Genomic DNA, 14,769 nt, shown 5'->3' on the forward strand with positions numbered 1-14,769 from the left:
AAAAAATGTCGCACATTTGATCCAAAGAACTGATTTTGATTCCATTGATACAAATCTCGGAAACCATCGGCCGTTTTCACCCGGTACTGGTGCACCTGCCTATAGGTATTATGGTTATTGCCGTGGCTATGCACTGGTTATCTGAAAACCCCAGGTATGCCATTTCGGAACAGGTGCTGCGCCTGCTGTATGGGGCGGGCATCGGCGGGGCCCTGCTGGCGCTGATTACCGGGTTTTTGTTGAGCAATCATGGCGAATATGAGGATGGCACCCTTGCCCTGCACATGTGGCTGGCCATTTTTACCGCCACATTATCGCTGCTGGTATTTGCCCGGCTGGTACAGCGGAAAAGCGATGCCCGCTGGCTGGCCCTGCTGCTGGCGGCAATGATCCTGTGCACCGGGCATTGGGGCGGCGTCCTCAGTCATGGTGCAGATTACCTCAACAGATCGGGTAAAAAAAACCAACAGGGCGCTGCGCAAAAGGAGCTCCAGAACACGGATAGTGACCCGTTGTTGGTGAAAAATATACAGCCCTGAGTGCTGCCGCTTACAAGATTGTGCTGCCGAAAGCTTAAGGTGTTTTACCTAAGCTTTCAAGGTTTTGACCGGTTTGTGATGTATCTGCTTTCTTTTGGATGTAGCTTGAAGCCTCTTCAATTGCAACCTATGAAGTTCAAAGCAGCCTTATTTTACCAGGACACACTTGTTTATTACAGCATTTACCACCTGGGTGAAAACTTTTTCAAAGCCAAACTGGACACCGAAGGGGAGCCTGCGCCCAGGCTGCTGGAGCTGCGCCGGTACAACCGCTCCTGGGCCTCTGATTGCGGCGACCTGCAACTGGTAAGTGAACTGGGCGCCGCCATCGAGCAGCGCATCCTGCAAGCCTGACACAACAATACTGTGCTTACATAAAGAAGCCGGCAAAGTTGCCGGCTTCTTCGTTTTGTGTTAGTTTATCAGTCCAGTAAAAAACTAACCGGGGCTTCAAACTTCAGTTTTAGCTTTTTAAAATCTACTTCCATTGCGGGCTCTTCTGCCATTTCCATTGCTGCACTTTTGCGCATGGCCTGGGCATATACCATTGGGCGGTCGTACATCTGCTCCATTGGTTCGTTGATCTGGTACACGGCGCCCACCTTTGCACCCACGGCTTCAGCCAGCACCCGGGCTTTTTCGCGGGCATTTTTGAGGGCCTGTATTTTTAACTGCTCGCGGAAACTATCCATTTTGGTGTGCGACAATTTCTGGATGTAAAAGTTCTGGGTAGCTTCGTCATCCAGCTGCTGCACCACCTGTTCCATCTGTTTTACTGAGTTCAATTTCAGCAGGTAAGAAGTGGAGGCTTTCATGTCGGGTGTTTTCTGCTTGCTGCGGCGGTACCACTGCCAGTAGTTGTTGTCAAAACCGCTGGCATTTAGCAGGCTCACCTCTTTCTCCGTCAGCCCAAGGCTTTTCATCCTGGCCAGGAACTCGTTGCTGATCTTTTCAATGGAAACCTTACCCGTGCCTTTCTTATCATATTCCTGCAACTGCACCTGCACCCACACTTCGTCGGGTACCACTTCCATTTCGGCGGATGCCGTAACATTTACCAGCCTTGGGTTGGCGGGTGCAGGTTGGGCATTGGCAAAGAAAAAGCCGGCAACAGCGGCAAGGGTCATCATCAAATGTTTCATGTTCCTGTGTTTATGAGTGAGACGGTTGAAGGGCTTGTTTGTCACAAAATAAGCCGGTACTTAACAGAAACTTAGCGAATAGGGGGATTTCGGAAGTGCGATCTCGGATCTTGGATTTTTGAAATAGTGGAAATATGCTTGGTTGACAGATTCCGAAATCCGAAATCCCAAAGCGTCTTTCTGACAATTATCAACCCGCACAATAAGGCTTCTTCCTTAATTTAGCCCCCATGTCACAGGTTAATCCCACAACCACCGAACCCTTGTTGCTGCCTTATGCCTACGATGTGGAGGCCCTCAAAACCCTGTTGCAGGAAATGTTGCAAGCGCAGTTGCCTGTTGCTGCCTGGCAATGGCTTCAGGAAAAATCCGCAGCGGTAAACCAATCCGGAAATTCCGCCTTTGCCGTGGCTTTTGCCGCCATGCCCCGCAAAACGGGCAAAGCGGTAGTGACACTATCTGAAGAACAGGAGCAAAAGCTTGCCGCCGCCCGCAAAGGTTTGTCCATCCAGGGCTGGACCCTCGACCGCCTGGCCCGGGTGTGGCTGCTGCTCCAACTGGATGCAACCGACCAGCAGGCTTACGTGGCCCGCATCGAGCAGCTTTTTCCCGCCGCTGAAATGAATGAGCTGGTGGCTTTGTATTCGGCACTTCCGGTACTGGCCTATCCAGAAGCCTGGCGCGGCCGCTGTGCCGAAGGTATCCGCAACAATATTGGTACGGTGCTGGAAGCGGTAATCACCAACAATCCTTACCCTGCCGAACAACTGGCTGAAGGCGCCTGGAACCAACTGGTGATGAAGGGTTTTTTTACCGAAAAAAGAATGGACCAGGTGGTGGACTTTGACAAACGAGCCAACCCCGAGCTGGCGCAAATACTGCTTGATTTTGCCCACGAACGCTGGGCTGCCGGCCGTGCCGTGCCGCCGCTGTTGTGGCGCGGGGTGGCGCCTTTTGTAAATGAAAAAAACTTTGCCGACCTGGAGCGTGCTTTTTTCTCCGAGAACAGCCTGGACCGCGATGCTGCTGCTCTTGCCTGTGCCCAAAGCAGCTATGCGCCTGCACGGGCATTGCTGGAAAAACATCCCGAGCAAAAAGATGCCGTTGCCAGTGGTGTAATAACCTGGACATCCATTGCAGAAAAGGCCGCGCTAAACGCATAGTTGCCGCTGCCCAACGAAAAACTAAAAACAAAAAACTATAAACCGCTCCCGATATGTGTTGCCATCAAATAAGTGAAGAAGACCTGCAGAACCGCGAACGCATGCCCCTGTACATGGACCTGATACAGGGCATGCAGTTTTTCGATCCGCATGTGCACATGACCTCGCGCACTACCGACGACTACCAGGCTATGGCCGATGCGGGCGTGGTGGCGCTTATCGAGCCTGCTTTCTGGCTGGGACAGCCCCGCACTGGTATCGACACGTTTCGCGATTATTACAGTTCGCTGATCGGGTGGGAGCGTTTCCGCTCTTCGCAGTTTGGCATCAAGCACTACTGTACCATCGGCCTCAACAGCCGCGAGGCCAACAACGAAGCCCTTGCCGAACAGGTAATGGAAATACTGCCGCTCTTTATTTACAAAGAAGGCGTGGTAGGCGTAGGTGAAATTGGTTTTGACGACCAAACCGCCGCCGAAGAAAAATACTACCGCCTGCAACTGGAGCTGGCCAAGGAAGCCGGCCTGCCCGTGCAGATTCACACACCACACCGCGACAAAAAGCGCGGCACCACCCGCAGCATGGACATTGCCCTGGAGCATGGCCTTGATCCGGCCATGGTGATTGTGGACCACAACAACGAAGAGACGGTAAAAGAAGTGCTGGACAGGGGTTTCTGGGCGGCCTTCACCATCTATCCTTTTACCAAGATGGGCAATGAACGGATGGTGGAACTGGTGCGCCAGTATGGCCCCGAGCGCATCATGGTAAATTCGGCCGCCGACTGGGGTATTTCCGATCCGCTGGCGGTGCCCAAAACTGCAGCACTCATGGTACAGCGTGGTATTGCCAAAGAAGACATCCATAAAGTGGTGTATCAAAACGCACTGGATGCCTTTGCGCAGAGCGGCCAGATTGATGTGGCCGACTTTACCACGGTAAAGGCCATCGACCAAAGCCAGCGCTTTGAAGGCAATACCGTATTGCGTGGCGGGCAGGCACCCAGGGTAGATAAGGATTCGGTATTTATCCGGTAATAATATTGTTCCATTTAGTTGCATGGCCACCAGCAAACATCTTTAAAGCTAATGTTGGATCGTTTCCCCCTTTTGCAAACAGAAAGGCTCAATCTTGTTGAAATCAAACAGGCGCATTTGGGCGACATCTTCCGACTCTTTAGCGATGAACAGGTGACCCGGTTCTATAACGTGGCGACTTTAAACAAAGCGGAAGAGGCGCAGAAGTACGTTGATTGGTTTTGCAGCCGATTCAAGGAAAAAGCAGGAATTCGTTGGGGGATCGCAGTTAAAGGCGAGGACCGCATCATTGGTACGATAGGTTTCAACAACTTTACAAAAAAGCACCGCGCCAACTTGGGTTACGATTTGCAATCTGAATATTGGAATAGGGGCTATGCCACAGAGGCAATAAAAGCAGTAACGGCTTTTGGTTTCAAAGAGCTCGAGGTAAACCGGATTGAAGCAGAAGTGATGCAAGGCAATACCCAATCAGAAAGCGTATTGCTTAAATCGGGTTTTACAAAAGAAGGCATACTAAGAGCATGGATGTACTGGGACAACAAACATTACGACATGAGCATGTTCTCCCTTTTACAATCTGATGTACTGGGCCACCGGTAAGCCGTGGCAGGTACCCTGGAGCTTGTGTTGTGTAGATGGCTTTTTTAAGGCGAACCCGGTTTTGTCACTGGTCATTTACCTTCAATTTTGTTCCGCGTACTGGAAGTGCCGATGCCCATGCAAAGGCTCGCAATGTTTCATTTTTTCTTGCCGGTTGCCTGACCCGGCAACTGGTAACCGGCAACTTTTTAATTCGCCTGATTTGAAAAAGCTTATAGGCTTGCTCCGTCTTGCCAGACCCGCCAATATTGTTACGGCCATTTCCGACATTCTTGCCGGAGTGGCCATTGCCTTTTATGCCCTACCCGCAGCAGGCGCCATCACGCTTGCTATGTTTGGCCGCTACGAGTGGCTTTTGCCGGTATTGCTGCTGGTGGTAGCTACCAAGGGCCTTTACGGCGGCGGTGTGGTGATGAACGATGTGTTTGACGCTGAACTGGATGCGGTGGAGCGCCCCGAAAGGCCCATTCCCAGCGGACTGATCAGCAAGGGAGCAGCAAGTGCCTGGGGCATGGGTTTGCTGCTGGTGGGCATTGTTGCTGCAGGCTTTGTACACTGGCCGCAGTTCTTTTCCCTTTCTTTCTGGCTGGCGCTGGCTACTGCAGGTGCGGCCCTCTTGTACGATGGCTGGGGCAAGCACCAGGATATTTTTGGTCCCGTCAATATGGGGCTTTGCCGTGGACTCAACCTCTTGCTGGGTATGAGCCTGGTACCCGAAGCTGTGCTGCATTATTGGTACCTGGCACTTGTGCCCATTGTATTTATTGCTGCCATCACCATGATCAGCAGGGGCGAAGTGCATGGCGGGAAAGCCAGCACCCTGAAATGGGCTGCTTTGCTTTATGTCCTGGTGATGGCAGCCATTGCCATCCATAGCTGGATCAATGATACCCTTGTTGCTACCAGTATTTTCCTGGTGCTTTTTGGTATTATGAACGCTGTTCCCCTCTTCCGGGCTAATGCAAATCCTACAGGTCCGAATATCGGCAAGGCGGTTAAAGCCGGTGTGTTGTCGCTGATCCTGATGAATGCGGCCTGGGCGGCGGCCTTTGGTGCGCCCCAACTTGCAGTAGGTATGGTACTGCTCCTGCCGCTCTCCCTATTTTTAGCAAAAGCTTTTGCCGTAACCTGATCCTTGTTTTTACTACCTTTCGCACCGCTTTGCGGCAAGGCCGCATTTCCTGATCCCATTAGTTTTTCCTTATGACCGAATTCCTGCAGCAAACGTTCCAGGTGCGTTTTGAATATAAAGTAGCTTTTACGGAGCACCTGTTTGCGCCGTCCAATCCTGCTTTCCGTGATTTTTTGGGGGCGCAAAAAAGTGCCGTTGCCCGCAAACTGCTTTTTGTATTGGATAAAGGTGTTGTTGCGGCACATCCTGAATTGCAGCAGCAAATCCGCGATTATGCCGATGCCATTGAAGGCTACAAACTGGTACCCGAAATGATGGTGATTGAGGGCGGCGAGGGCGCCAAGAACGATATCGCCCTTTTCGATAGCATTGTAGAAGCAGTGAATGCCTATGGCATCGACCGGCACTCTTACATTGTAGCTATTGGCGGTGGTTCCCTGCTCGACCTGGTGGGTTATGCCGCGGCCGTTTCGCACCGGGGTATCCGCCTCATCCGCATCCCCACCACCGTACTATCGCAAAACGACTCGGGTATCGGGGTGAAAAACGGAATCAACTGGTTTGGTAAAAAGAACTTTCTCGGCACATTTGCGCCGCCCGTGGCCGTGTTCAACGACTACCATTTCCTCACCACACTCAGCGATGCAGACTGGCGTTCCGGTATGTCGGAAGCCGTGAAGGTGGCCCTGATCAAGGACGCGCCTTTCTTTGAATGGATGGAAGCCAACGCCGCCAAGCTGGCGAAGCGCGATATGCCTGCCATGCAGTACCTCGTAAAGCGTTGTGCCGAACTGCACATGCAGCATATTGCCGGCGGTGACCCTTTTGAAATGGGCTCTTCCCGCCCCCTCGATTTTGGGCACTGGAGTGCGCACAAACTGGAAACCCTTACCAATTTCAGCATCCGCCACGGTGAGGCCGTAGCCATGGGTATTGCGCTGGACAGCGCCTACTCCCTGGTATCAGGCAGGCTGGATGAAGAGAGCTACCACCGCATCATTGCCCTACTGCAAAATCTTGGCTTTGCCATTACGCATCCCCTGATGGAGATCAATGACGAGCACAGTTCCGTGATTGCCGGGCTTAATGAATTCCGCGAACACCTGGGCGGCCGCCTCACCATCATGCTGCTGGTAGCCATTGGCAAAGGTGAAGAGGTACACGAACTTGATAATGGTTTGCTACAACAGGCGAGTGCGTTGTTGCAGCAGGCAGTGGCGGCTTAAAAGAAGCTTGTTGTCCTTTGTGTTTCATATTTATGTAGGCACTGCTAATTACGGGCACAAAATGAAAGTCGGTTGCAACCTTCGGAGGTTTGTCATGCTGAACTTGTTTCAGCATCTCCTCCTGAAACATAGGCCCTTTTAAAATAAGGGGATGCCGAAACGAGTTCGGCATGGCAGTCACTGCTATAATTTAGAACCGATCAATAATAAGGATTGAGTTGTTGACTGCATCAATACTGTTCTGCAAGTACTCTGTCGGCTATTCATATTAAAGCCCTATGGGCTTCGCCACAAAACGAACTAATAAACCAAAATCAATACGGGAAGGTCATCATGCACACACCTTACGGACACCTGAGCTATTGCACCAATATTCATCCCGGCGAAGACTGGGCCGGCCATTTTGCACAACTGCAGCAACATGTGCCTGCCATCAAAAAGCGCCTATGTCCCGGTGCACCTTTTGGCATTGGTTTGCGCCTGGCCAACAAGGCATCGCTCGACCTGCAGGATGCCGGCATGCTGGATGCATTCAAGGCATGGCTGCAGCAGGAAGGCTGTTATGTGTTTACCATGAACGGCTTTCCCTATGGCGGTTTTCACCACACGGTGGTAAAGGCCGATGTGCATACCCCCGACTGGCTCACCGAAGACCGGGTAGCCTACACCATCCGCCTTGCCGAAATACTGGCGCAACTGCTGCCGGCAGGTGAGGAGGGCAGCATTTCCACCAACCCGCTTTCTTACCGCTACTGGCATGAAGCAAACAAGTATGCAGCGGTGTTTGAGAAAGGCACCCACAACCTGTTGCGGGTAGTTGCGGCACTTGTTGGTATCAAACAAAAAAACGGTGTTCTCATTCATATCGACCTGGAGCCCGAGCCCGATGGCATGATGGAAACAGGTCCCGAGTTTATCAACTGGTTCAAACAATACCTGCTGCCGCTGGGTGTTCCGTTTTTGCAAAAAGAATTGGGCCTTGATGCCGCAGCCGCCGATGCTGCCCTGCGCGAGCATGTGCGCCTGTGCTTTGATATCTGTCATTTCGCCATCGGTTTTGAAGATTATGAAGCGGTGCTCAGGGAGATGGAGCAGGAAGGCATCCGCACCGGCAAGATACAGGTGAGCGCTGCCCTGCGCAGGGAATTGCCTGCCGATGCTGCCGAACTTAAAACGGTACTGGATGCATTTGCCCGCTTCAACGAGCCGGTGTACCTCCACCAGGTAATTGCCCGCCAAGAAGATGGCAGCCTGGTGCGGTTCCGCGACCTGCCCGAAGCGCTTGCTGCCAACCAGGATGCTGCTACCGAATGGCGTGCCCATTACCATGTGCCGCTTTTTGCTGCCGAGTACGGCATCCTGCATTCCACCCAGCCCGATATTGAACGGGTGCTGGAGCTGCACAAGCAGCAGCCTTTTGCCACCCACCTGGAAGTGGAAACCTATACCTGGGATGTGCTGGCCGAAGACCTGAAGCTGCCCATCATCGACTCCATTGTGCGCGAACTGGAGTGGGTGCTGGGTAAAATCAATTCCTGATTTTGGGCCACCAAGCCACTAAGTCCCAAAGGAGCACGAAGATTTCTTTGTGTTTTCTTTGCGCCTTTGTGTCTTTGTGGCAAAAGATATTCCGTGCCTTATTGGTACTAAATTCCTTTTTTTCTTGTCTCTCCCTCTGCGCAGGGCTGCCATCGGAGGTGAAGGGTGCCGCGCAGCGGAAAGAGGAGTTATTGACCATTGACCATTCACCTTTGTCGATTCACGCCCATGCAAAAAACGGTAGTTATTGATATTGTAGGCCTGTCGTCCGCACTCATTGGCGAACACACGCCCTTTTTACAGGCATACCTCAAAGACAGGCAACTGGCTACCATTGTGCCCATGCTGCCTGCGGTTACCACTTCGGTGCAAAGCACCTATATCACGGGCCAGTGGCCGTCCACCCATGGCGTGGTGGGCAACGGCTGGTACGACCACGAGGACTGCGAGATCAAGTTCTGGAAACAGTCCAATAAACTGGTACACGCGGAAAAAATATGGGAACGTGCCAAAGCCATCGATCCCACCTTTACCTGCTCCAAGATGTTCTGGTGGTACAATATGTACTCCAGCGCCGATTACGCGGTAACGCCCCGTCCCAACTACCTGGCCGATGGCCGCAAGATGCCCGATTGTTACAGCCATCCCGCTTCCCTGCGCGATGAGTTGCAACAGGAGCTGGGCCAGTTTCCTTTATTCAAGTTCTGGGGGCCCGGCGCCGATATCACTTCCACCCAGTGGATTGCCGATGCATCGGTATATACGGATAAGAAATACAATCCCACGCTTACGCTCATTTACCTGCCCCACCTGGATTACTGCCTGCAGAAATTTGGTCCAGATACGGGCAAAATAGGCAAGGACCTCCGCGAGGTGGATGGCGTAGTGAAAAGGCTGGTAGATCATTACAGCACAACTGGTGCCCGCATTATTTTGTTATCGGAATACGGCATCACGCAGGTGGACCGACCCATACACATCAACCGCCTGCTGCGGCAGGAAGGATTGCTCGGTATCCGGGTAGAACGCGGGCTGGAACTGCTGGATGCAGGTGCTTCCCGCGCTTTCTGTGTTGCCGATCACCAGGTGGCGCATATCTATTGCAACGATCCATCAGTGTTGCAAAAAGTGCGGGCGCTGGTGGAAAAGCAACCCGGCGTGCAGCTGGTATTGAACAAGGAAGAACAAAAAGCTTATCACATCGATCATGAGCGTTCGGGCGACCTGGTGCTGATGGCCGATGAACACAGCTGGTTCACCTATTATTTCTGGCTCGATGATGCCGTGGCACCCGACTATGCACGGGTGGTAGATATCCATAAAAAACCGGGTTATGATCCCGTGGAGTTGTTCATGACTTCGAAGGCACGTGCCGGGTATAAACTGCTCCGCAAAAAAGCGGGATTTCGTTATGTGATGGATGTGATCCCGCTGGATGCTGCGCTGGTGAAAGGATCACATGGATCGCTGGCAGCGGGTAAAGGATTTCACCCGATACTGATAACCGATGGCGCACAAAAGGCAAACCTGCAGGCCACCGATGTGTATGACATTATCTGGCAACACCTGCAGGATTGAGTAATTTAGAAGACCCAGATCTTCCATCTCTCAGAGCGATGGAAGATCTATGAAACAGTAAACAGTTCTCTTTTTATAACACTAATTAGTTGTATGAAATCTTCAACAAAGAATGCCGGGAGCAGGCATGCCGCTCTTGCATTGTTGCTGAGTACGGGTTTGGGGTTGCAGCAGGCCAACAGCCAGGATTCGCTGCCCCTCCAGGACCTCTCGCCCTTTAAGCCTGCTTCCAAAACCTGGCGCATTGCAGGCGATGTGCAGGCCGACCTCGCTGCTGCCAACACGCTGAAAACAGCTTCCGGCAGCGGTGTGCTGGTAAATATGCCTACCGACAAAGAACATGGCCAGGACCTGTTTACCAACCTGGTACACGGCGACGCCGATGTGGAATTTGAGTACCTGATGGCCAAGGGTTCCAACAGCGGGCTGTACCTGCAGGGCCGCTACGAAATACAGCTGTTCGACTCCTGGGGCAAGCTGCATCCTTATGCCGGCGACAATGGGGGCATTTACGAACGCTGGGACGACAGTAAACCTGATGGCCAGAAAGGCTACGAAGGTCATGCACCCCGCCAGAACGTGAGTAAGGCACCGGGCCTGTGGCAGAAAATGCGTATTTCGTTCCAGGCGCCCCGCTTTGATGCTTCGGGTAAAAAGGTTGAAAATGCCCGCATTCTCTCCCTTCAGCTCAATGGTGTGACCATCCACGAGAACGTGGAGCTGAGCGGCCCTACCCGTGGCGCGATGGAGAACAACGAAGTGCCCCAGGGCCCCATCCGCATACAGGGCGACCATGGTGCGGTGGCTTTCCGCAACATCAAGCTCACCCAGTTCGATAACCCCCGACCGCAGATCAGCAACCTTAAATACAGCGTATACAAGGGTAAGTATCAGGCCGAGCCTGCCAGCTATGCATCGCTTGCTCAAGCCAGCACGGGTGCTGCCAATGCCCTGTCGGCAAGTGTATCGGACCTCGACAACGAGTACCTGATCCGCTATACCGGTACCATTAAAGTTGCAAAGCCCGGCACCTACAATTTTGCCCTGAATGTACCCGGTGGCGGTGGTGGCTTGCGCATCAACAACAAGGTGGTGGTGCCTGTGTCCGAGCGGCAGGGCAGGGGCAGCGTGGAACTGCCTGCCGGCGATCTGCCTTTTGAAATGATTTATTCCAAATTCCAGGATTGGGAACGTGCCAACCTGGGCCTGCGCATCTCCGGTCCCGGTGTACGCGAATACATTGCTTCGGATGCCAACAGCAGTACCGGCGGCGATGTGGTGGACCCCATCCTGCTGGACGCACAGCAGAATACCATCCTGCGATCTTTTGTTGACCTGCCCGGCCGCTACCGCGTGGTACATGCCATCAATGTAGGCAGCAACAAAGGCCTGCATTTTACCTACGATATGGACTATGGTACCATGGTGCAGCTGTGGCGCGGCGATTTTGTTGATGCCACGCCCATGTGGCACGACCGGGGCGATGGCTCTTCGCGTCCCCGTGGTGCGGTGCAGTATTTTGGCAAACCTGCCTTTACCCTTGCCGCCCTCACCGGCACCGACTGGCCTGCCGATACCGTAGGCAGTGCGTTCCGTCCCAAGGGCTATGTGCTGGATGCCGATGACCAGCCCACGTTCCGCTACGAAATTTTTGGCGGAAAGGTGCAGGACGCCTTCCGGGTTACTGCCGATGGACAAGGCCTGACTCGTACCATCACCGTGGAAAACACCCCTGCCAACCTCCATGCGCGACTGGCAACCGGCAACAACATCGAGCAAGCAGGCAATAACCTGTACCTGGTTGATGGAAAGGCCTATTACCTGCGTATTGACGATGCCGGTGGTGCTGCTGCTGCCATCCGCAACAACAGCAACGGTAAGGAACTGATCGTGCCGGTAAAAGGTAAGCTCACTTACACCATTTTGTACTAACCAACGAAAATTGTCATGAACTATATACAGTTGATCAAACGTGCAGCGGCGCTCTGTTCGCTGGCTGCGCTGGCCCTGAACGGCGGCGCACAGGAGTCGCCAAAGGAAGAAGACTTCTTCCGTATTGCCCGTCTTTCCGCCCCCGAAGGCACCATCCTCGAAGTAGGTGGCCTCACGGTAATGCCCAACGGCAACCTGGGTGTGGCCACCCGCCGCGGTGATGTTTTTATTGTTGAAAACCCCACCTCTGCAAGGCCTTATTTCCGCAAGTTTGCTTCGGGTCTGCACGAAGTGCTGGGCCTGGCCTATAAAGATGGTTCGCTGTACTGCGCACAACGCGGCGAGCTCACCAAGCTAACCGATACCAACAAGGACGGCAAGGCCGATGTAATTGAAACCGTGTACCAGTGGCCGCTGTCGGGTCACTACCACGAGTATAGCTTTGGTCCCAAGGTGGCGCCTGATGGTTCCTTCTTTGTGTCGGGCAACGTAGCCTTTGGCGATGAAGAATGGTACCGGGGTGAGAGCCGCGTGCCCTGGCGTGGCTGGGTGATGCGCATCACTCCCGAAGGACAAATGCAGCCCTGGGCAACCGGTGTACGTTCTCCTGCCGGACTGGGTATGATCGATGGCGAGCTGTTTTACGCCGACAACCAGGGCGACTGGTTGGGCTCGGGTGGCATTGTGCATGTGAAAAAGGGTTCCTTCATGGGGCACCCTGCAGGCCTGCGCTGGAGCCAGATGCCCGGTTCACCGGTGACGCTTACCGAGGCGCAATTTCGCGCCAAGGTAGACGAGCGCCGCAACAAGGACGCCAATGGCCGTGCCATCAAACCGGAAAATATCCAGAATGAAAAGTTTGTGACCATCGCCGAAATGAAGAAGGAATTCCCGATGATACAAACGCCTGCCGTATGGCTGCCACATGGCATCTACGGTATTTCCAACTCGGAGATCCTGCCTATCCCGGATAATACTTTTGGTCCTTTTGCCGGCCAGTTGCTCATCGGCGACCAGGGCCAGAGCAAGATCATGCGGGTATTTATGGAAAAGGTGAATGGTGAATACCAGGGTGCTGCCTTCGATTTCCGCGCCGGCTTCCAGAGCGGTGTGCTGCGGATGGCCTGGAGCCCCGACGGTTCGCTGTTCGTGGGTGAAACCAACCGCGGCTGGGGTTCGGCAGGTGATGCCAACCAGGGCCTGCAACGCCTGATATGGAACGGCAAGCTGCCCTTCGAAATGCGTGCCGTACGTGCCATGCCCGATGGTTTCGAAATTGAATTTACCAAGCCGGTAGATAAAGCTTCGGCAGAGGATATTGCTTCTTACAATGTAGAAAGCTTCCTGTACAAGTATCATCCTGTTTATGGCTCTCCAACGGTAAATACCAGGGGGCATGATATCAAAGGCGTAAAGGTTTCAGAAGACGGCATGAAGGCCCGCATCATCGTGGATGGCCTGCGTCCTTCCTATATCCACCACATCCGCCTCGATGGCGTGCGTGCACAGGAAGGCTCTTATTCGCTGGTGCATCCCATGGCTTATTATACCCTGAACAATATTCCCGAAGGGGAAAGGTTGACCGGCACCGGTATCAGCACCAAGAACTCGGCGAAGAGCCCCAAGCAGACCACACCTGCAAAGGCACCTGCAAAGACCGCTCCGCAGAAGACTACCGCTGCGCCGCTGAAGTCGCCCGATGACCCGGCAAACCGTAGTGCCGCCAAGCCTACCGCACAAAAAGTAACGGCCCCTACCTATGCCGAGGTAAAACCTTTGCTGGCAAAAAATACCTGCCTGGCCTGTCACAATGCCGATAAAAAGCAGGTAGGACCCGCCTATAAGGATGTAGCTAAAAGGAAGTACAGCGTGGAAAAGATCGTGCAGCTGATTTACAACCCGCAGCCGCAAAACTGGCCCGACTACGCTACGCCCATGCCGCCCATGCCACAGGTGCCCAAGGCTGAAGCGGAGAAGATCGCCCGTTGGATCAACTCGCTGAAATAAGTTTTGTTGCTACACCTAACAGGTTTTAAAAACCTGTTAGGTGTTACCCTCCGCCAAACCTATAAGGTTTTTAAAACCTTATAGGTTTTTTTGCAACAGGCAACCAATGCCAATCCTTGGAGGTTTTTAGAAACCTTCAAGAATTTCTCAACAAGCGCCTGTTCTGCCGACAGGCGCTTTTATTTTGCCATTTATGTTGTGCTGTTCACCCAACAGGATATTTACCTATTTTGGGTGGCTGTTTGCCCACAGGGCCATGCATTTATTTTAAAACCAACCCCTGCGCGATTGCCATGTTTGTTCACCACGTATTTTTCTGGCTTAAGGAAGGCCTGAGTGAGGCCGATATCCAACAATTTGAAAACGGTGTGCGTTCCCTGCTCACCATTCCTTCGGTAAAGTTTGGCGATATAGGCAAGCCTGCCGCTACCGATCGGCCCATCATCGAGCGTAGTTACTCTTATTCACTGCTCACCGTGTTTGATGATTTCGAAGGACATGAAGCCTACCAGGTGCCGCAAAGCGATATCCATAAAAAGTTTGTGGATGAGTGCCAGCACCTGTGGGACCGCGTATTGATCTACGATTCGGAATCTGAAAATACCATTGGGTAAGGGTCTTGCCCTTTCTTTCGTTATGGCTACAACCAATAATAAAAAGGCAAGAGGCCGCCTCATCTGGGGCGTCGTTTACCTCGTGGCGGCCATCCTTGTTTTGGTATCACTCCTTAATGAGCGGGATACGATGCGGATCGGCTTCCGGGCCGTGATCCTGCTCTTATTCCTGGTGCGGGTATTTGAACATTTCCGTGCCTGGAGCCGCCTGCGTAAGGAGCCCGACCAGGATGAAGTTTTACCTTAATGAAACTTTT

At 53.0% G+C, this 14,769-nt stretch carries 14 protein-coding genes; 13 read left to right on the top strand and 1 reads right to left on the bottom strand.

Translation table 11 applies throughout. The features are described 5' to 3' along the window. Nucleotides 1–35: 35 nt before the first annotated feature. The gene (locus BUE76_RS06555) at nucleotides 36–539 is read left to right on the top strand and encodes a DUF2231 domain-containing protein (RefSeq protein ID WP_073040674.1); all 504 of its coding nucleotides are present in this window, start codon (nucleotides 36–38) and stop codon (nucleotides 537–539) included. Nucleotides 540–668: 129 nt separating this feature from the next. Next, complete coding sequence (locus tag BUE76_RS06560) at nucleotides 669–893, top strand: hypothetical protein (RefSeq protein WP_073040672.1); 225 nt, start codon at nucleotides 669–671, stop codon at nucleotides 891–893. A 68-nt stretch (nucleotides 894–961) separates the two neighbouring features. Here the strand turns inward: BUE76_RS06560 and BUE76_RS06565 are convergent, their stop codons facing one another. Then, nucleotides 962–1,681, bottom strand: a complete 720-nt coding sequence (locus BUE76_RS06565) for an SIMPL domain-containing protein (RefSeq protein WP_083596376.1) — start codon at nucleotides 1,679–1,681, stop codon at nucleotides 962–964. Between the two features lie 230 nt (nucleotides 1,682–1,911). On the opposite strand from BUE76_RS06565, the gene BUE76_RS06570 reads away from it, so the two are divergent. From BUE76_RS06570 to BUE76_RS06625, 11 genes are all read left to right on the top strand, one after another. Then, nucleotides 1,912–2,844, top strand: a complete 933-nt coding sequence (locus BUE76_RS06570) for an EboA domain-containing protein (RefSeq protein ID WP_143157216.1) — start codon at nucleotides 1,912–1,914, stop codon at nucleotides 2,842–2,844. Between the two features lie 53 nt (nucleotides 2,845–2,897). Further along, nucleotides 2,898–3,881, top strand: a complete 984-nt coding sequence (locus BUE76_RS06575; RefSeq protein ID WP_073040667.1) for a TatD family hydrolase — start codon at nucleotides 2,898–2,900, stop codon at nucleotides 3,879–3,881. Nucleotides 3,882–3,932: 51 nt separating this feature from the next. Beyond that, nucleotides 3,933–4,484 (top strand): GNAT family N-acetyltransferase, encoded by a 552-nt coding sequence (locus BUE76_RS06580; protein ID WP_073040665.1) that lies wholly within the window; start codon nucleotides 3,933–3,935, stop codon nucleotides 4,482–4,484. Nucleotides 4,485–4,686: 202 nt separating this feature from the next. Next, nucleotides 4,687–5,616, top strand: coding sequence for a UbiA-like protein EboC (eboC, locus tag BUE76_RS06585; RefSeq protein ID WP_245798308.1), 930 nt, complete (start codon nucleotides 4,687–4,689; stop codon nucleotides 5,614–5,616). 71 nt (nucleotides 5,617–5,687) lie between these two features. After that, nucleotides 5,688–6,842 (top strand): 3-dehydroquinate synthase, encoded by a 1,155-nt coding sequence (locus BUE76_RS06590; protein ID WP_073040663.1) that lies wholly within the window; start codon nucleotides 5,688–5,690, stop codon nucleotides 6,840–6,842. 333 nt (nucleotides 6,843–7,175) lie between these two features. Next, nucleotides 7,176–8,381, top strand: coding sequence for a metabolite traffic protein EboE (eboE, locus tag BUE76_RS06595; protein WP_073040661.1), 1,206 nt, complete (start codon nucleotides 7,176–7,178; stop codon nucleotides 8,379–8,381). 228 nt (nucleotides 8,382–8,609) lie between these two features. Then, complete coding sequence (locus BUE76_RS06605; protein ID WP_073040657.1) at nucleotides 8,610–9,959, top strand: alkaline phosphatase family protein; 1,350 nt, start codon at nucleotides 8,610–8,612, stop codon at nucleotides 9,957–9,959. Nucleotides 9,960–10,052: 93 nt separating this feature from the next. After that, complete coding sequence (locus BUE76_RS06610; RefSeq protein ID WP_073040655.1) at nucleotides 10,053–11,891, top strand: 3-keto-disaccharide hydrolase; 1,839 nt, start codon at nucleotides 10,053–10,055, stop codon at nucleotides 11,889–11,891. A gap of 15 nt (nucleotides 11,892–11,906) precedes the next feature. Continuing rightward, nucleotides 11,907–13,898 (top strand): c-type cytochrome, encoded by a 1,992-nt coding sequence (locus BUE76_RS06615; RefSeq protein WP_073040653.1) that lies wholly within the window; start codon nucleotides 11,907–11,909, stop codon nucleotides 13,896–13,898. A 293-nt stretch (nucleotides 13,899–14,191) separates the two neighbouring features. Beyond that, nucleotides 14,192–14,512: a Dabb family protein gene (locus BUE76_RS06620; protein ID WP_073040651.1), complete on the top strand. Its 321-nt coding sequence runs from the start codon at nucleotides 14,192–14,194 to the stop codon at nucleotides 14,510–14,512. Between the two features lie 22 nt (nucleotides 14,513–14,534). After that, the gene (locus BUE76_RS06625) at nucleotides 14,535–14,759 is read left to right on the top strand and encodes a hypothetical protein (RefSeq protein WP_073040649.1); all 225 of its coding nucleotides are present in this window, start codon (nucleotides 14,535–14,537) and stop codon (nucleotides 14,757–14,759) included. Nucleotides 14,760–14,769 lie beyond the last annotated feature (10 nt).

Source organism: Cnuella takakiae (assembly GCF_001953305.1).
Lineage (GTDB): Bacteria > Bacteroidota > Bacteroidia > Chitinophagales > Chitinophagaceae > Flavisolibacter > Flavisolibacter takakiae.